We start from the raw sequence: 17,029 nt of genomic DNA on the forward strand, positions 1-17,029 counted from the left end.
CCGCGCCGCCGCGCCCGTCCGCGCGGCCGCGTTTCCCGCCTGCCCGTCTCCTCGTCCCCAGGAGGTCCCCCATGCGCACGCCCCCCGGCCGCCACAGAGCGCTGGCCGTTCTCTGCGCCGCCGTACTCGCCGGCTCCGCCCTTGCCGGCTGCGGTTCCGACGACGACAAGGGCGGCGACTCCGGTTCGCCCGACGCGCCCGGGCAGATCACGCTCACCGTGGGCCTGTTCGGCTCGTTCGGCTACGAGGAGGCCGGGCTCTACAAGGAGTACGAGGCCCTCCACCCGAACATCAAGATCAAGCAGAACGCCACCCAGAAGGAGGAGGTCTACTGGCCCGCCCTCCAGACCCGCCTCGGCGGGGGCGGCGACCTGGACGACATCCAGGGCATCGAGGTCGGCCGCATCGTCGACGTGGTGAACAACCAGGCCGACAAGTGGCTCGACCTCAACACCCTCGGCGCGCAGACGCAGACCCAGGAATACCTGAGCTGGAAGGCGAAGGCCGCGACCACCGCGGACGGCAAGAGCCTGGCCCTCGGCACTGACGTCGGCCCGATGGCCATCTGCTACCGCAGCGACCTGTTCCAGCAGGCCGGACTGCCCACCGGCCGTGACGAGTTGGCGCAGAAGTGGTCGACCTGGGAGGGCTACCTGGACGTGGGCCGCCAGTTCGCCGCGAAGGCCCCCAAGGGCTCGTCGTACATGGACAGCGTCACCGGCATGTACAACGCGATGATCGGCCAGCAGCAGACGTTCTACTACGACGCCTCCGGCAAGCTGATCTACGACACCAACCCCGCCGTGCGCAGCGCGTTCGACCTGTCCGCGAAGGCCGCGCAGGACGGGCTCAGCGCCAAGCTCGTGCAGTTCCAGACCGACTGGGACCAGGCGTTCGCCAAGGGCGGCTTCGCCACCATCTCGTGCCCGTCGTGGATGATCGGCTACATCAAGGAGAAGGCCGGCGACGCCACCAAGGGCAAGTGGGACGTCGCGGCCGCGCCCGGCGCCACCGGCAACTGGGGCGGCTCGTACCTCGCCATCCCGAAGGGCGCCAAGCACGCCAAGGAGGCGTACGAGCTGCTGCAGTGGCTGACCGCCAAGGAGCAGCAGGTCAAGCTGTTCGAGCGGCGCGGCTCGTTCCCGTCGCGGACCACCGCCATCTCGCAGGTCGCCGCGACGACGGACCCGTACTTCAACGGCGCGCCGATCGGGCAGATCTTCAGCCAGGCCGCGCAGAAGATGCCGGTCCAGACCCTCGGCGTGCGCGACAACGACGTCAAGGTCGCGATCCAGAACGCGCTGAACGCGGTCGAGGCGCAGGGCGTCAAGCCGGACGACGCCTGGAAGGACGCCAAGGCGTCGGTCAAGGCCGCACTGGGCTGACCGGCCTGGCCGACCGCCCCCGGGGGCCCCCCAAACCCCCCCGGCCGAAGGGGCCCCCCCCCCCCGGCGCCCCCCGCGGCCCCGGCCGGGCGGGGGGGGGCCCCCACCGCCCCGCACGCCGCGAACCCGCGCCCCGAGAACCCGCGCCGCGCCCCGCTCCCGACGCCGACCTCGGCCACCCCCGACGAGGACCCCCGCATGGCCGTCACCTCCCCCGCCCGCCTGCTGACCACCCGTCAGCTGTGGCGGCGGCGCGGCACCAAGGCCGCGCCGTACGCCTTCATCGCCCCGTTCTTCGTGATGTTCGCGGCGTTCGGGCTGTTCCCGCTCGTCTACACCGGCTACGTCTCGCTGCACCGCGTGCGGCTGCAGAACCCGGACGCGATGAGCTGGGTCGGGCTCGACAACTACACGACGCTCCTCCAGGACGAGTTCTTCTGGAACTCGCTCAAGAACACCTTCACCATCGGCGTCATCTCCACCGTCCCGCAGCTCTGCCTCGCGCTCGGCCTGGCGCACCTGCTCAACTACCGGCTCCGCGGCCGCACGTTCTTCCGGGTCGCGGTGCTCCTGCCGTACGCGACCTCGGTGGCCGCCGCGACGCTCGTCTTCGCCGGGCTCTTCGGCCGCGACTACGGCATGCTCAACTGGTTCCTGGGCCTGATCGGCATCGATCCGGTCGACTGGTTCAACGAGAAGTGGCCGTCCCAGATCGCCGTCTCGACGATCGTGACGTGGCGCTGGACCGGCTACAACGCGCTCATCTACCTCGCCGCCATGCAGGCCATCTCGTACGACCGCTACGAGGCCGCGATGCTCGACGGCGCCAACCGGTGGCAGCAGTTCCGGCACGTGACGCTGCCCGGGCTGCGGCCGACGATCGTCTTCACGATCATCGTCTCGACCATCGGCGCCCTGCAGATCTTCGGCGAACCGCTGCTGCTGCAGGGCGGGACGACCGGCATGAACGGCGGTGCGTCCCGGCAGTACCAGACCACCGGGCTGTACATGTACCAGACCGGCTGGCAGTACTTCTCGCTCGGCAAGGCCGCCGCGATCGCGTGGCTGATGTTCCTGATCATCGCGCTGGTCGTCGGCGTCAACGCGGCGATCGTCCGGTACCGCCTCAAGCGCGCTGCGGCACTCACCGCGGCCAAGCCCGGAAAGGGGTGACCCCCATGTCGTCAGCAACCACGAGCCCGGGCAAGGACGTTCGGATCGACGACGCCGGGACGTCCGACCGGCCGGGCGGCCCGCCGCGCCTCCCGCGCATGCGGCGCACCCCCGGAAGCCGCCGGCCGCGCCGCCGCGGCGGGGGCCGCGACAAGGCCGGGGTCTTCACGTACGCGGTCCTGATCCTGGCCACGCTCGTGTCGGCGTTCCCGTTCTACTGGTCGATCGTCGCCGCCACGCACTCGAACGCCGAGATCAACGCGGTGCCGCCGCCCTTCCTGCCGGGCGGCGGGACGGGCAGCTTCGAGCAGGCCGCCGAGCAGGCGAACATCGGCAAAGCGCTGGTCAATTCGACGATCGTGTCGGGAACGGTCGCGATCGGCACGGTCCTCGCCTGCACGCTCGCCGGATTCGCCTTCGCCAAGCTGCGGTTCCGCGGCCGCGGGGCACTGCTGTCGCTGACCGTCGCGACCATGATGATCCCGCCGCAACTGGGCCTGATCCCGCTCTACATGATGATGGCGAAACTGGGCTGGGCCAACGAACTCCAGTCCGTCATCCTGCCGACGCTGGTCACCGCCTTCGGGGTGTTCTTCATGCGGCAGTACCTCTCCGAGGCCCTGCCCGATGAACTCATCGAGGCCGGGCGGGTCGACGGCGCCTCGTACTTCCGGATCTTCCGCAGCATCGTGCTCCCGGCCGCGCGGCCCGCCATGGCGGTGCTGGGCCTGCTGACCTTCATGACCACCTGGAACGACTTCTTCTGGCCGATCATCGCGCTGAGCCAGGACAACCCGACCGTCCAGGTCGCCATCAACTCGCTGGGCGGCGGCTACGTCCCCGACCAGTCCGTGATCCTGGCCGGCACGGTACTCGGCACTCTCCCGGTGCTGGTGGTCTTCGGCCTGCTGGGCCGGCAGATCGTCGGCGGCATCATGCGCGGCGCCGTGAAGGGCTGAACCGGCACCACTGCTCCCCTCGCCCTCACCCCCCGGGCTCCTGGCCTCCCGGACTCCTGGGCTCTTCGACTCTTGGGCTCCCGGACTCCCGTACAGAGAAGGACTACGCGTGCGCACGACCGCCGACGACCAGACCACCGACGACCAGTCCGCTGGCGACGAGACCGCCCCGGCCCACCTGCGGCCGTCCTCGGCCGCCGCCGCGTTCCCGCCCGATTTCCTGTGGGGCGCGGCGACCGCCTCGTACCAGATCGAGGGCGCGGCGGACGCCGACGGACGTACGCCCTCCATCTGGGACACCTTCAGCCGCACCCCAGGCCGCGTGCGCAACGGCGACACCGGCGACGTCGCGGCCGACCACTACCGGCTCTACCGCAGCGACGTCGCGCTCATGAAGTCGCTCGGGCTGTCCGCGTACCGCTTCTCGGTCGCCTGGCCGCGCATCGTCCCCGAGCCGGGCGGCCGCATCGAACCGCGCGGACTCGCCTTCTACGACCGGCTGGTCGACGCCCTCCTCGACGCGGGCATCGAACCGGCCCTCACCCTCTACCACTGGGACCTGCCGCAGTACCTCCAGGACGCGGGCGGCTGGACGAACCGCGACACGGCGGCCCGCTTCGGCGAGTACGCCGGCGCGGTGGCCGCCAGGCTGGGCGACCGGGTGCGGCGCTGGACCACGCTCAACGAGCCGTGGTGCTCGGCGTTCCTCGGGTACGCGTCCGGCGTGCACGCGCCCGGCCTGAACGACCCGGCCGCCGCGCTCACCGCCCACCACCACCTGCTCCTCGCGCACGGCGAGGCGGTGGCCGCACTGCGCGCCGAACTGCCCGAGGACCGGCGTATCTCGCTGGTGCACAACCCGGCGGCGGTACGCGCACTGTCCACCGACCCCGCGGACGTGGACGCCGCGCGGCGCATCGACGGCCTGGCCAACCGCATCTTCCTCGACCCGCTGCTGCACGGCCGCTATCCCGCGGACGTTCTCGCCGACACGGCCGGCATCACCGACTGGGCGTTCCTGCGCGACGGCGACCTCGCGCGCATCGCGCAGCCGCTCGACGAACTCGGCGTGAACTACTACACGCCGACCCTCGTGGGCGGCGGCGCCCGGCCCGGTGATCCACGCAACGACGGCCACGGCGGCGGTACTTCGACCCCGTGGCCGGGCTGCGAGGACATCCGCTTCGCACACGCTCCCGGACCGCGTACCGCGATGGACTGGCCGGTGGACGCGAGCGGCCTGTACGACGTGCTCATGCGGCTGCGGGCGGAGGCCCCCGGGCTGCCGCTGCTGGTGACCGAGAACGGTGCGGCGTACGACGACGACACCGCGGCCGGGCCTGCCGGGAACGGGCGGTTCGCGGACCCCGAGCGCCGCACGTACATCGCGGAGCACCTGGCCGCCATCGGGCGCGCCATCGCGGACGGTGCGGACGTGCGGGGGTATTTCGTATGGTCGCTGCTGGACAATTTCGAATGGTCCTACGGCTATGCCAAGCGGTTCGGCATCGTGCACGTGGACTTCGCGTCCGGGCGCCGTACGCTCAAGGACAGCGCGCACTGGTACGCGTCGGTCATCGCCGCCCACCGCGGCGGCAACGGGAACGGGGAGTCGCAGGGTGCCTGAGGAGACGACGCCCGGGGCACCGCACGACGCCCCGACCCTCGACGCGCCGCCTCTCGACGCCCCGGCCCCGGACGCCCCCACCCCGGACACCCCGACCCTGGAGACCGTCGCCGCCGTAGCCGGCGTCTCGCGGGCCACCGTCTCGCGCGTCATCAACAACTCGCCCAAGGTCAGCCCGCAGGTGCGCGAAGCCGTCGAGGCGGCCATCGCGGCCACCGGCTACGTGCCGAACCGCGCCGCGCGCACCCTGGTGACGCGGCGGACCGACTCGGTGGCCCTGGTCATCCAGGAGCCGGAGGCGCATCTGTTCGGCGACCCGTACCTGACCGGCATCGTGCGGTCGGTGAGCGAGGAGCTGTCCGGCACGGATACGCAGCTCGTGCTGATGATGGTCAAGACCGACGCCGACCAGCAGCGGCTGGAGCGCTACCTGCGCGGCGGCCACGTCGACGGCGCGCTGCTGGTGTCGCTGCACGGCGACGCCCAGCTCCCCGGGCGGCTGGTCGGGGCCGGGATCCCGGTCGTGGTCGGCGGCCGCCCGCTGGGCCCGACGGCCGGCCTCGTCTACGTGGACGCGGACAACGTGGGCGGCGCCCGCCTGGCCACCCGCTACCTCCACGACCTGGGGCGGAGCCGGGTGGCCACCATCGCGGGGCCGGCCGACATGTGCGCGGGCGTCGACCGGCTGGCCGGCTACCTGGACGCGGTCGAGGGCGAGCCGGTGGTCGTGCACGGCGACTTCACCCGGGCGTCCGGCACCGCGGCGATGCGCGAACTCCTGGAGCGGGCACCCGGCTTGGACGCGGTGTTCGCGGCCTCGGACCTGATGGCCGCGGCGGCGCTCGCGGTGCTGCGCGAGTCGGGCCGGCGGGTCCCGGACGACGTCGCGGTGGTCGGCTTCGACGACGTCGACGCCGCGCTGTGGTCCGACCCGCCGCTGACCACGGTCCACCAGCCGGTGCACGAGCAGGGGCGGCGCATGACGCGGCTGCTGCTGGACGCGGCGATCCCGGGCCGGCCGGCCGAACCGGAGATCCTGCCGACCCGGTTGGTCGTGCGCGCGTCGGCCTGACGTACCCGGCCGGCGGTCGGCGCGGGTGCCGCGGCGGCTTCGGCTGCTTCGGCCGCCGCCGCCGTCACGCGCCCGGGAACGGGTGGACCACGAACGACGCGCTCGACGACTCCGCGACGACGGTCGCCCGCAGCGCCGGCTCGCCGGCCACCGAGATGCGCACCTCGGCGGTGTGCGGCGGGCCGCCGTCGGAGGGCGCCCAGGTCACGGTCAGCATGGGCAGCACGCCGAGGCCGCTCATGCTGACCTCTTCGCGCCACGGGGTCCGGACGTCGACGACCCGGGTCTCCTCGCCCTTGGCCGGGTCGCCGTAGCTGTACGTCAGCTCGGAGACCCCGGCGCCGACCACCTCGTACACGACCGGCGTCCCCGGGTCGCCGCCGCTGTCGTCGCGGCGGAAGCGGGAGAACCAGGAGGCCATGCCTACTCCTCGGGAGACCGGTGAGCAGGGCGCACCGGCCGGCGCACCCTTAATGATGATCATCAGTCTGCCCGCAATCACCGCAAATAGCGGAATATGCGGCAGGTCGGGTGAGCCGGTTCCGATCGGGTAGGATCGGGCCTGCTCGCGAACCTGTGTAGTTCGCACAGAAGGGCGCCCTTGGCCGGGCGCCCTTCGTCTTTTCCCCTGCTCTTCCGGTGCTCGCCCGGTGCTTGTCCGGTGCCTGTCCGGCGTGCTGCTTGCTCGCCCGGCGTCACGCGCCGGGGCGCACCAGCTCCCAGGCGTCGCCGATCATGCGGTCCAGCCCCGGGTGCTCCGGCTTCCAGCCGAGCAGCTCGCGCGCCCGGTCCGCGGAGGCCACGAGGACGGCCGGGTCGCCGGCGCGGCGCTCGGCGGCCGCCTCGGGGATGGCGTGGCCGGTGACCGCGCGGGCCGCCTCGATCACCTCGCGGACCGAGAAGCCGACGCCGTTGCCGAGGTTGCAGATCTCGTGCCGGCCGGCGGTGGCCGCGTCGAGGGCCAGCAGGTGGGCGCGGGCCAGGTCGGCCACGTGGATGTAGTCGCGGATGCAGGTGCCGTCCGGCGTGGGCCAGTCGGTCCCGTACACCGCGATCTGCTCGCGCACGCCCTGCGCGACCTGCAGGACCAGCGGGATCAGGTGCGTCTCGCGCACGTGCCGCTCGCCGAAGCCCTGGTAGGCGCCGGCCACATTGAAGTAGCGCAGCGAGACCGCGGCCAGGCCGTACGCGTGCGCGTACGAGCTGATCATGTTGTCCACCGCGAGCTTGGAGGCGCCGTAGGGGTTGGTCGGGCGGGTCTCCGCGGTCTCCAGGATCGGGGACGTGACGGGGTCGCCGTAAGTGGCCGCCGTCGACGAGAAGACGAACCGCGGCACCTCGTTCTCGCGCAGCGCGTCGAGCAGGGCCAGCGAGCCGCCGACGTTGATCCGCCAGTACTCGGCCGGGTCGACGACGGAGTCCCCGACCAGGGAGCGCGCCGCGAAGTGCAGCACGCCGTCGTACCGGTCCCGGCTCAGCACCTGCCCGGCCTCGGTCACATCGGCCTGCACGAACTCCGCACCGCCGGGAATGGCGTCCCGGTGCCCGGTGGACAGGTCGTCCAGCACGGTCACCGTGTGCCCGGCCTCCAGCAGCATCGCCGCGGTGACCGAACCGATGTACCCGGCGCCACCGGTAACGAGCAATCGCATGGGTCCGCCTCCACCTCTCGAACAGAACCCTCATCATGCGGACCAAAGATGATAACCATCTTTGATTCCCCCGCTTCGCGCATCTGACACTCCGTCAGCTGGGTGCGTACGCACCGCGCGACCCCGGGCACGGAGGGTAGGCGTTCAGCATGCCCGAAATGCGCACCCGGAACCGCCGCTTGGACCGGCGCCGGCCGATGAGTTTCGGCGGTCCCGCGGGTCTGTGCTCCTGAGAACCGCGGGTGCCGGGACGGCCGTGCACCGCGTCGAGCCTTCGGGAGTGTCCATGGAGACCGTGCACGTCCAGGACGGCGTCGCCCTGCTCGCTCGGGCGACCGGGCAACTCGGCGCACTGATCGGGCGGATCGGGCCGGAGCAGCGCGCTCTGCCGACGCCGTGTGCGCTGTGGGACGTGCGCGACCTGGTCGCGCACGCCGTCGAAGAGGTGGTCCGCTTCGCCCTGGTGACCGAGGCGCGGGACGGCGGCGACGCCGTCGGAGTGGGCGCCGCGATGGGCGACGACTGGGCGGCCGCGTACGAAGCCGCCGCGTCCCGGCTGCGCAGCGCGTGGGCCGCTCCCGGCGCGGTCGACCGCCCGCAGCGGCTGCCGTTCGGCGAGGTGCCGGGGGCCTGGGCGGTCGCCCAGCAGACGACCGAACTGGCCGTCCACGCTTGGGACCTGGCAAGCGCGCTCGGCGAGGACGTGCGCGAGCTGGACGAAGAGGTCGGGCAGCTTGCCCTCGCGTGGAGCCGGGCCAACATCGTCCCGGCGATGCGCGGAGAGGCGGGCGGCGGATTCATCGGTGCGGAGGTCGAGGCAGCCGCCGACGCCCCGACCTACGAGGCACTGGCGGCGTTCTCGGGACGGAAGACGCCCAGCTGAGGGGAACAGGCTGACAGGCAGCCGGACGGTGCGGCGGTCGAGCGGTCGAGCGGGCTGCGCCAGGTTGGCGGCGTGTTCCCCGCTCGACCCCTCTTAAGGCGAAGGCGCGGCCGCGGACGGGATGACCGGGGCGTTCTGCGCCATGTAGCGCAGCTGGGACGGCAGGATCTGCGGGTTCTGCACGGCCGCGATCTGCTCGAAGACCCATGCCAGCACCGGCGCCGTCGTGCCCGCGGGAAAGGCCTCCGCGAGCCGCCACGTGCCGATGGCCACTTCCTGGGCCATGTTCTGGGACATCTCGTAGCCAAGCACGAGCTGGTACACCCTGTGCGCGACACGCGGCGTGACCTTCAGGAAAGCCTCCACCGCCGCGGCGCCGTACACGTCGACGAAGTCGTCGAGCATTCCCGCGTGCAGGGCGTCCTTGCCCACGAAGCGCAGTTCGTAGGCGGCGACCGTGGTGTCGGTCGATGCCGACGCCGCCGCCATCCGCTCGATCGCCGGCCGCACGGTGGCCCGTGCCCGGTCGAAGGGAACAGCCAGGGCCTGGTGCTGTTCGCGGAGCGTCGCGTTCGGCGGCAGCATGCGCACCGCCCGGTCCGCGTCGTCGCGCGTCCGCTCCACGATGGCCAGGATCGGACGTACGGCATCGCGGGTGGCGAGTTCGTCGCCGAGCGCGAGCAGGGCCGGCCGGCGGTCCCACGTCGCGCCGAACGCGGTCTCGATGTCGGTCACATGCTTGACCACAGCCCCCAACGAGTCGCGCAGCAGCGCCAATTCGCCGCCTTTGGCGGCCCACAGGTCGTCGAGCACCGGTGCCCGCGCCGCGAGTTCGGCGCCGGCCGCATCGCCTGCGGCCAATATGGCGGCAAGCTCACCTCCGGCGACCGTGCTCGGCGCGAGCGCTTGGAGCATCTTGCGCGTCTCCGGGGACGGCGTGGCGACTGCCGCCGCGGTCAGGCGCGGATCCGCGTCCCGCAGCAAGACGAAAGCCTGCTCCGCCACCTCGGCACGCCGCTTCTCCGCCGCCCGGCGGAATGCGATGGTGCTCTCGCGCACCGTCCGGACGGCGACATCCCGCCACATCGGGCGCCGCTTCTCGGGAAGGTCGCCGAAAACCGTCGTCAGGACGCTCCGGTTCTCCCACTTGTCGGCCAAAGCACGCTCGGTGTCCTCGATCCAACGGTCGGTGAATTCCTTGGCCGTGCGGCGTAATTGCTCGTCGGTGGCCCCTATCGGATCTGGCATGACGCTTCCTCCCCGGTTCGATACCAGCACCACGGCGTCGGCGCCCCCTCCGCCGTGCGCCCCCCAAGCCCGCGAACCCGCCGTTCGGAGTGTGCCATCCCGGGACGACCGCCCACAGCCCAAAGACCGGTACGCGTTCCCGCCAAGCCGGCAGGCCGGCCGACCGGTTCGAGTTCCGAGCACGGCTCACGCAGAAGCCGTGGCCCTCCGTACCGCGCTGAGGACGGCCTTCCCCCGCGGCGAGAGCCGGTACCCGACGGCAAGGCTCTCGGTCAGGCCGAGCTCCTTGAGCCTGCGTACCGAGGCCTTGAAGGGGCGCTTCTCGCGGCCGGCCTGCGCGGCCAGGTCGGGAGCGCGGACGCCCGGCTGGGCGGCGATCATCTCCAGTGTCGGTACCGCCCAGTCGCCCATGTGCAGGACCCGGTCGCGCAGCGCGGTGAGCTCGCGGCCGCGCGGGATCTCGGCGCGGAGGGCGATGCGCGGGTCCTCGCCCGCGAGGTGCAGGGTGATGCGGTAGAGCGTGCCGTCGCGGGTCTCGGCGTCGTGGCGCAGGGCATCGAGGGACGCGTATCCCCCGCGGCGGGCGTCCTCCTCGGTCAGCTCGGCCGGGTCGGTCTCCTCCACCGCGTCCACGGCCAGGACGCCGATGGCCGTGCGCTGCGTGCTGCCCGCGTGGACGCGCTCGGCGTCCCAGGTCCGGAACAGCAGGTCGATGTCGCCGCTCGCGATGCCGTCCAGGACGGCCTTCTTGATGAGCACCGGCACGGCTCCCTTCGTACGCCCGCGCACGGCACGGAGGCCTTTTCCATCGTAGGTCAGGGAGATCGCCGTGCCCTGGTGAGCAGGGCCGGGCGGGGCCGAGTGCGGCCTGCTCGGAAGCGGGGTGAATCCTTTTCCGGAAGCCGCGCCTCTCATATCCGTGCGGACCACACCGTCCGCCGCGGACCCTTCGGAGGACCCCATGACCGCCGTCGTCATAGCCGTCGCCGTCACGCTGCTGATCTGCGCGTGCACCGCCACGCTGCTGCGCCGCCGGAAGTGCAAGCGTGGCTGAGCACACCTGGCCGGGCGCGACCCTGGTGGCGGCGGCCCAGCGCGGTGAGGTCGAGGCGCTCACCGCGCTGGTGCACGGCTCGTACCCGCACGTGCGCCGGTTCGCCAACACGCTGTGCGCGACCCCGCAGGACGCCGAGGACGCAGCTCAGGAAGCGCTGATCATCCTGTATCGGAAGATCGGCATGCTGCGCGCTTCCGGTGCCCTGGCGTCGTGGATGTTCCGCATCGTGCGCCACGAGTGCCTCCGCCGCACCCGTGCGCTGATGCACCGCGCTCCCGCCCCGGACGAAGCGCTCGAGGACTTCGGGGACAGCGCGCGGTCCGCCGAGGAGGACGTCCTGCTCCGCCTGGAGGCCGAGCGCGTCGCGGCCGCGGTGGCCGCGCTGCCCGCCGACCAGCGCCACGTGCTCGTGATGCGGGACATCCAGGGCCTGCCGGGCCGCACTGTCGCGGCCCGTCTGGGGCTCAGCACCGCGGCCATGAAGTCCCGTCTGCACCGCGCGCGTTCCGCGGTCCGGGAAGCACTGCGCGAGGAACCGTACGGAACGATCGAAGCGAAGGGATCCCACGATGAGCCGTGATTCCGGTACGACCACGACCCTCGCCAAGCCGTCCGCGGACACCGCCGCGGACGCCGCACACGACGGGCCCGATCAGCCTGCGCGCGGCAGTTTCGCCAGTTCGTCCGTACCGCGGCACCTGGCCCGCGGAGCCATCGGATTCGGGGCGCTGATCGCGTCCTTGGCCCTCCTGCCCTGGGCCGGCTGGCCGAGCCTGCTGCTGGCCCCGGTCGGCGTGGTCGCGCTGCGCGGCTGCCCGATGTGCTGGGCGGTAGGGCTGGCCGAGACCATCTCGGCCGGCCGGCTGCGCCGCGCCTGCAAGGACGGAGTCTGCACGCTGACCCGCACCAAGGGCTGACCGGCCGCGGGAGGGGGCGTCAGGCCGGCTTGCGCACGACCTGGGCGACGTCGAGATGGACATCGCCCTCGGCCGGGGCGCCAAAGCCCTCCACCGCCACGCCGTTGCCCGCGGCGGTGACCTCGATGACCAGGTTCTCGGTCATGAAGCGCAGGTCCACGCGGACGCGGGGCCCACCGGCGTGGTCCGGCATCCGGATGATCCGGTCCGCCGGGTAGTCGAGCCCGGTCAGCGTGCCGCGCATGGCCTCGTAGGTCGCCGGCCGCCGGGTGCCGAATCCCTGGGTGATGCGCTTCGCGTGTTCCCCGGCGACACAGGATTCGATCTTGATGAGCGGTACTTCGGGGACCGGTCCGGTCTGCGTCGGGATGGGCGTGGGAGGAGCGGGGGCATCGAAGGCGATCGGCTTGCCGTCGGGTCCCACCGGTATCGGAGGTCCGCCGGGGCCGTACACCCCCTCCCAGAACTCGTCGGGCAGCTCCGCTTCCTCGCCCGACGCCTCCGCGGCCCGCATCAGCTCTTCGAGCCGGGCCTTGCCGCCGGGGAAGCAGGCCGCCATGAAGTCCGTGTTCACCTCGAAGACCCGCATTGCCGACTCGTCGTAGGCGACCCGGTCGTCAGGGCCGGGTTCGGGACCGGGAAAGCCGGGCTTGCCCGCGCCCCCGTCGTCGCTCGACGACGGGGGCTGCGGGGTGGAGCCGGCCGAGCCGGCGGAGCCGTCCTTGGTGCCGCAGCCGGTCAGGAACAGACCGGCGAGTGCGGTGGCCACAACAAGCTTGGAAATCACAGGCGTTCGCATGGCAACAGCTTGGCTGGCCCTGGTCGGCGCCCGGATGAGCATGCGTACTCAGATTCCGGCGCGCGGCTTTCCGGCGTAGATGTTCCCCGGCGTGGCGATCGTGGTGATGGCCCGCGCGAGCAACGTGCTCGGCTCCTGACCGCCGCTGAGGCTGTCGGTGTTGATCATGACGACGAGGGTGGCGTCCTGCTCCGGGAGATAGACGGTCACGGTCTCGTAGCCGGGCAGCGAGCCGTTGTGGCCGATCCAGCCGTTCGTCGTGAGGATGCCGAGGCCGTACGCCGTTCCGGGGAAGCCGGTCGGCTTGGTGTCCAGGCGGGCGGCCTGCGTGGCGGGGCTGAGGAGTGCGCCGGTGGCGACGACCTTCGCCCAGGTCCGCAGGTCGCGCAAGTTCGAGGTCATCGCGCCGGCCGCCCAGGCCCAACTGGAGTTCCAGTCCGTGGTGTCCGCGGTCTGGCCGTCGAGGGTCTGGTTGCTGTAGCCGTGCGGGTGCGGCTGCGGGAACTCGGCACCGTAGGGGAACCGCGTCTGCCGCAGTCCGCTCGGCCGGATGACCCGGTCGCGGATCACGGAGGCCAGGTCGCGTCCGGTCATCCGCTCGATCACCATGCCGAGCAGCACGATGTTGGAGTTGGAGTAGTCGAACGCGGTGCCGGGCGGGAACTTGTTGTCGTGCTTCATGCCGTACGGGAGCAGCTCCGCGGGCGTCCACTGGCGATAGGGCCGGCCAAGGAGGGCCTTCGTGAAGTCCGCGTCTTCGGTGTACGAGAACAGTCCGCTGCGCATCTCGGCCAGCTGGCGCAAGGTGATGTTGTCGCCGTTGCGGACGCCGGACACGTACTTGGAGATCGGGTCGTCCAGCCCGACCAGGCAGTCGTCGACCAGCTGCAGGAGGGCGGTGACCGTGAAGGTCTTGGTCTCGCTGCCGATCCGCAGGTGCATGTTGCGGAGCATCGGTGCGCCGGTGGCGAGGTCGGAGACACCGAACGTACGCACGTAGTCGGGCTTGCCGGCACGCCACAGGCCGACGATCGCGCCGGGGATGCCGGCGTCCCGCATCGTCTGCGGGATGGCCGCGTCGAGCTGCGCGGCGACGGGGTCGTGCGCGGCGGGATGCGCGGGGGGCGCGGCATGCGCGGGCAGCGCGGTCGGCAGGACGACGGCCACCGCGAGTGCGGCGGCGGCCAGGGCGCGGCGTAGGGCGGAAGCGGCTCTCATATGGGACTCCAACCGGGACTGCGGTCACTGCGGTCCCGGCGATCATCGGTGCCCGGATGCCGCCGCCCGGTGCGGCGCACCGAGCCTTTCGGGTGAACCCGTCGCCCGCCCGGGCGTGTCGGCGGCGGCCGGTACGCTCCGCACGGCCCGGAGGAATCGGGCGGGTGCAGGCGCCTACCGAGAGGACGCACGCCATGTCGATGTGGCTGACGCTGGTGAAGACCGACCCCGCCCGCGCCGAAGAGGTGCGCCGCACCCCGGACTCGGCCGCGGCACTCCTGGACGACGAGAGCAGCAGCGACGCGCACGGCGAGGACTTCCGCGCCCTCGGGGACATCGCCGAGGGCCGCGCGGAGGCCGAAGAGGGCACGGTCGACTGGATGGACGTGTACCCGGCGCTGGCCCAGGCGACCGGCGAAGGCTGCACCGCCCTCGAAGGCGACCACGGGCACGACTACGTATTCGTCCTCACCGCCGCGGAAGTCGCCGCCGTCACCACCGGATTGGCCGCCGAGGGCTGGACCGGGTTCCTGGAGATAGCCCGCTTCTACGAAGCGGCCGCCACCGAAGGCCGCGCCGTCGTCGGCGGAATAGCCTGACCAGAGCCGTGGGCAGCCCTCCGCGTCACGCCCTCATCCAGACGATCTCCAGTTCCGCCGGCGGCGCCGTCAGGGGGTGGCGATTCGCGGGCGGGACGGGGATTGGGGGCCGAGGGACGGAACGGTGGCGGTGGGCAGCGGGGGCTGGTCCGGGGCGGTCGGGAGCGGCTCCGGTGGGGCGGCCAGGAGGCGGTCGGCGGTCAGGGCGTCGGCTGCCATGACCGTGGTGAGCAGGCCGCCGCCGGCGAGTTCGCAGACTGCTCGGCCGACCGCGCTCGGCAGGCGCGGGGTGCTGCCCGGGATATCCGGGAAGCGGAGTTCGGCGGCCACGACGGTGCCGCCGGAGGTGCCCGCGGGGCCGCGCCAGCCGGGTTTGGCGGCGGGGCCGTACGCGGACTGCTGGCGCAGCAGCGGGCGGCCTTCGGCGACGACGTTCCAGTGCGCGACCGCGTCGCCGCACGGTTCGGCGGCCCGGCCGAGCACCAGCGTCTCGCGCATCAGGAGGCGCGTGGCGCGGCCCAGGGTGACCTTCACGGTCGACTCGTAGCGGGCGCCCGCGGAGACCACGACCGGCTCCGGGAGCCAGGCGAGTTCGCCGCCGTCTTCGACGACGATCTCGACGTGCTGGCGGGCCGGTTCGCCGGTGCCGGGGAGGACCACCGCGGCGGCGGCGGTGCGTACGGTGAGGCGGGCCCCGGCGCCCACCTCGATGCGTACGGTCAGCTCGTCGCCGCCGAGCGGACCGGCCGCGCCGGCCACGAAGACGACTTCCGCCGCGGTTCCGGGGACGGAGGTGATGCGGGGCAGCAGCGGCACCTGGCCGCGCATCTCCACCACCCGGGTCTCCGGACCCGGGTGGCGCGAGCCGCGCCGCGGGGGTGCCGTCTCCGCCCGGACGACCGCACTGGCCTGCACGGTCGTATCACCCGGCCGCGGTCGGCAGAGCGGCGGAGGCAGCCGCAGGGGCAGCCGCAGGACCAGCCGCGGAGTCAGCGGCAGGGTAAGCAGGTACGGCGCCCAGGGCGACAGCCGCATCCGCGGCGACCGGGACCGCGGTGCCCGCCTGCCACGCGGCCAGTTGGGCCAGGACCCATTCGGTGACCGGCGCCGCGCCCGTCTCGCCGCGCAGCGACAGGAACACGACGGGCGTGCCCGGACGCATGCGGGCCGCGTCGCGGTCCATGACGCCCAGGTCGGCGCCCACCATCGGGGCCAGGTCGGTCTTGTTGACCACCAGGAGGTCGGAGCGGGTGACGCCCGGGCCGCCCTTGCGCGGCACCTTGTCGCCGCCGGACACGTCGATGACGAACAGCTGGACGTCGGCGAGGCCGCGGCTGAAGGTCATCGTGAGGTTGTCGCCGCCGGATTCGACGATGACCAACTCCAGGTCCCCATGCGCGGCTTCGAGGTCCTCGACGGCGTCGAGGTTGCCGCTGATGTCGTCGCGTACCGCGGTGTGCGGGCAGCAGCCGGTCTGCACCGCGGCGATGCGGGTGGGTTCCAGCACGCCCGCGGCGCGCAGGAAGTCGGCGTCCTCGGTGGTGTAGATGTCGTTGGTCACCACGGCCAGCGACACACGCCCGGTCAGCGCCCGGCACAGCGCCGCCACCAGGGCGGTCTTGCCCGAGCCGACCGGTCCGCCGATCCCGATCCGCAGCGGACGGGAGCCGGGGACGACCGGGGGAAAGCCCTGCCGGTGGTGCGAACCGCTCCCGATTCCGGGGCTGTTGTCGTGGTCAAGATGCAAAGTGAACGACCTCCTCGCGGGCGTGCAGTTCGGCGCAGACGTCCAGGCCGGGCGCGGACCAGGCGGGCAGCCGGTCCCAGTCGCCGTCGGCGTGCACGGTGCGGGCCGCATCGGCGGCTTCTTCGGCGACCTGGTCGCAGTGCCCGGCCATTTCGGCGAGGACGACGGTGACCGCGATGGGGTCGAAGGACAGGAGCTTGACCGCGGCCGAGGCCGGGCCGTTGACGGTGTTGGTGACCGCGAGGACGGCCGCTTCGCGCTCGTCCAGGCGGGCCCGGGTGGCCGCGGCGCCCAGCACGACGGCGTGGTGCGGCGAGACGCCGAGCGCGGTCCACGGCTCCTCGGGCCAGGCGGCGCGGGCGATGCGGCGCAGCGAGCGGCCCTGGGCGCGCGAGGCGGCCCGGGACGGGGCGGAGGGGGTGCGGGCGTCGAGTTCGGTGTCGAGTTCGGCCCACGGACCGTGCGCGTCCAGGGCGTACGGACCGGCCACCAGCGCGGCGCAGGCCGCGAACGCGCCCTGGACCGCGCCGCTGCCGTACAGCCTGCCGAGCAGGAAGTCGGTGAGCGTGTCGAGGTCGTGCACCTCGCCGCGCGCCACGGCGTTCTCGAGTCCGCCGGAATGGGCGTGCCCGCCCGCCGGAAGCCGCGAGTCGCCCAGCAAAAGAAGACCTGCTCCCATGACAACCACCTCTA

At 72.6% G+C, this 17,029-nt stretch carries 18 protein-coding genes; 9 read left to right on the forward strand and 9 right to left on the reverse strand.

Annotated features, from left to right (window positions below; translation table 11 throughout):
* Window positions 1-71: 71 nt before the first annotated feature.
* The 5 genes from LZ495_RS02985 to LZ495_RS03005 all read left to right on the forward strand — a co-directional run bounded on the left by LZ495_RS02985 (window position 72) and on the right by LZ495_RS03005 (window position 6,216).
* Window positions 72-1,385, forward strand: coding sequence for an ABC transporter substrate-binding protein (locus LZ495_RS02985; RefSeq protein WP_235050242.1), 1,314 nt, complete (start codon window positions 72-74; stop codon window positions 1,383-1,385).
* A gap of 198 nt (window positions 1,386-1,583) precedes the next feature.
* Window positions 1,584-2,558 carry a carbohydrate ABC transporter permease gene (locus tag LZ495_RS02990; RefSeq protein WP_372498509.1) on the forward strand — a complete coding sequence of 325 codons (975 nt, stop codon included), beginning with the start codon at window positions 1,584-1,586 and terminating at the stop codon, window positions 2,556-2,558.
* Between the two features lie 5 nt (window positions 2,559-2,563).
* On the forward strand, window positions 2,564-3,517 hold the full coding sequence (locus LZ495_RS02995; protein ID WP_372498510.1) for a carbohydrate ABC transporter permease: 954 nt from the start codon (window positions 2,564-2,566) through the stop codon (window positions 3,515-3,517).
* 109 nt (window positions 3,518-3,626) lie between these two features.
* Entirely contained in the window at window positions 3,627-5,144 is a 1,518-nt protein-coding gene (locus LZ495_RS03000; protein ID WP_372498511.1) for a GH1 family beta-glucosidase, read from the forward strand.
* Between the two features lie 97 nt (window positions 5,145-5,241).
* Window positions 5,242-6,216, forward strand: coding sequence for a LacI family DNA-binding transcriptional regulator (locus LZ495_RS03005; protein WP_268822315.1), 975 nt, complete (start codon window positions 5,242-5,244; stop codon window positions 6,214-6,216).
* A 64-nt stretch (window positions 6,217-6,280) separates the two neighbouring features.
* Here the strand turns inward: LZ495_RS03005 and LZ495_RS03010 are convergent, their stop codons facing one another.
* Window positions 6,281-6,637: a hypothetical protein gene (locus LZ495_RS03010; RefSeq protein ID WP_235050244.1), complete on the reverse strand. Its 357-nt coding sequence runs from the start codon at window positions 6,635-6,637 to the stop codon at window positions 6,281-6,283.
* Between the two features lie 274 nt (window positions 6,638-6,911).
* Window positions 6,912-7,868, reverse strand: coding sequence for a UDP-glucose 4-epimerase GalE (gene galE / locus LZ495_RS03015; RefSeq protein ID WP_235050245.1), 957 nt, complete (start codon window positions 7,866-7,868; stop codon window positions 6,912-6,914).
* A 286-nt stretch (window positions 7,869-8,154) separates the two neighbouring features.
* On the opposite strand from galE, the gene LZ495_RS03020 reads away from it, so the two are divergent.
* Window positions 8,155-8,751, forward strand: coding sequence for a TIGR03086 family metal-binding protein (locus LZ495_RS03020; RefSeq protein ID WP_235050246.1), 597 nt, complete (start codon window positions 8,155-8,157; stop codon window positions 8,749-8,751).
* 93 nt (window positions 8,752-8,844) lie between these two features.
* On the opposite strand, the gene LZ495_RS03025 is transcribed toward LZ495_RS03020, so the two are convergent.
* A complete protein-coding gene (locus LZ495_RS03025; protein WP_235050247.1) occupies window positions 8,845-9,999 on the reverse strand; it encodes a hypothetical protein in 1,155 nt (384 codons plus the stop codon).
* 186 nt (window positions 10,000-10,185) lie between these two features.
* Window positions 10,186-10,764 (reverse strand): hypothetical protein, encoded by a 579-nt coding sequence (locus tag LZ495_RS03030; RefSeq protein WP_235050248.1) that lies wholly within the window; start codon window positions 10,762-10,764, stop codon window positions 10,186-10,188.
* A 281-nt stretch (window positions 10,765-11,045) separates the two neighbouring features.
* Between LZ495_RS03030 and LZ495_RS03035 the strand changes: the two genes are divergently transcribed.
* Both LZ495_RS03035 and LZ495_RS03040 read left to right on the forward strand, forming a co-directional pair.
* Window positions 11,046-11,636 carry an RNA polymerase sigma factor gene (locus LZ495_RS03035; RefSeq protein ID WP_235050249.1) on the forward strand — a complete coding sequence of 197 codons (591 nt, stop codon included), beginning with the start codon at window positions 11,046-11,048 and terminating at the stop codon, window positions 11,634-11,636.
* Window positions 11,626-11,973, forward strand: coding sequence for a hypothetical protein (locus LZ495_RS03040; RefSeq protein WP_235050250.1), 348 nt, complete (start codon window positions 11,626-11,628; stop codon window positions 11,971-11,973). Before LZ495_RS03035 ends, LZ495_RS03040 begins: the two co-directional genes overlap by 11 nt.
* A 19-nt stretch (window positions 11,974-11,992) precedes the next feature.
* Here LZ495_RS03040 and LZ495_RS03045 read toward each other — a convergent pair whose 3' ends face one another.
* Both LZ495_RS03045 and LZ495_RS03050 read right to left on the reverse strand, forming a co-directional pair.
* A complete protein-coding gene (locus tag LZ495_RS03045; RefSeq protein WP_235050251.1) occupies window positions 11,993-12,772 on the reverse strand; it encodes a hypothetical protein in 780 nt (259 codons plus the stop codon).
* Window positions 12,773-12,820: 48 nt separating this feature from the next.
* Complete coding sequence (locus tag LZ495_RS03050) at window positions 12,821-13,990, reverse strand: serine hydrolase domain-containing protein (protein WP_235050252.1); 1,170 nt, start codon at window positions 13,988-13,990, stop codon at window positions 12,821-12,823.
* 194 nt (window positions 13,991-14,184) lie between these two features.
* On the opposite strand from LZ495_RS03050, the gene LZ495_RS03055 reads away from it, so the two are divergent.
* Window positions 14,185-14,589: a hypothetical protein gene (locus LZ495_RS03055; RefSeq protein ID WP_235050253.1), complete on the forward strand. Its 405-nt coding sequence runs from the start codon at window positions 14,185-14,187 to the stop codon at window positions 14,587-14,589.
* Between the two features lie 69 nt (window positions 14,590-14,658).
* On the opposite strand, the gene LZ495_RS03060 is transcribed toward LZ495_RS03055, so the two are convergent.
* The 3 genes from LZ495_RS03060 to LZ495_RS03070 are packed head-to-tail and all read right to left on the reverse strand — an operon-like array spanning window position 14,659 to window position 17,015.
* Complete coding sequence (locus LZ495_RS03060) at window positions 14,659-15,504, reverse strand: urease accessory protein UreD (RefSeq protein ID WP_235050254.1); 846 nt, start codon at window positions 15,502-15,504, stop codon at window positions 14,659-14,661.
* A gap of 7 nt (window positions 15,505-15,511) precedes the next feature.
* Entirely contained in the window at window positions 15,512-16,336 is an 825-nt protein-coding gene (ureG, locus tag LZ495_RS03065) for an urease accessory protein UreG (RefSeq protein WP_372498512.1), read from the reverse strand.
* Window positions 16,326-17,015, reverse strand: coding sequence for an urease accessory protein UreF (locus LZ495_RS03070; protein ID WP_235050255.1), 690 nt, complete (start codon window positions 17,013-17,015; stop codon window positions 16,326-16,328). The genes ureG and LZ495_RS03070 overlap by 11 nt, the downstream gene beginning before the upstream one ends.
* Window positions 17,016-17,029 lie beyond the last annotated feature (14 nt).

This window comes from Yinghuangia soli, assembly GCF_021502675.1.
Taxonomy (GTDB): Bacteria; Actinomycetota; Actinomycetes; order Streptomycetales; family Streptomycetaceae; genus Yinghuangia; species Yinghuangia soli.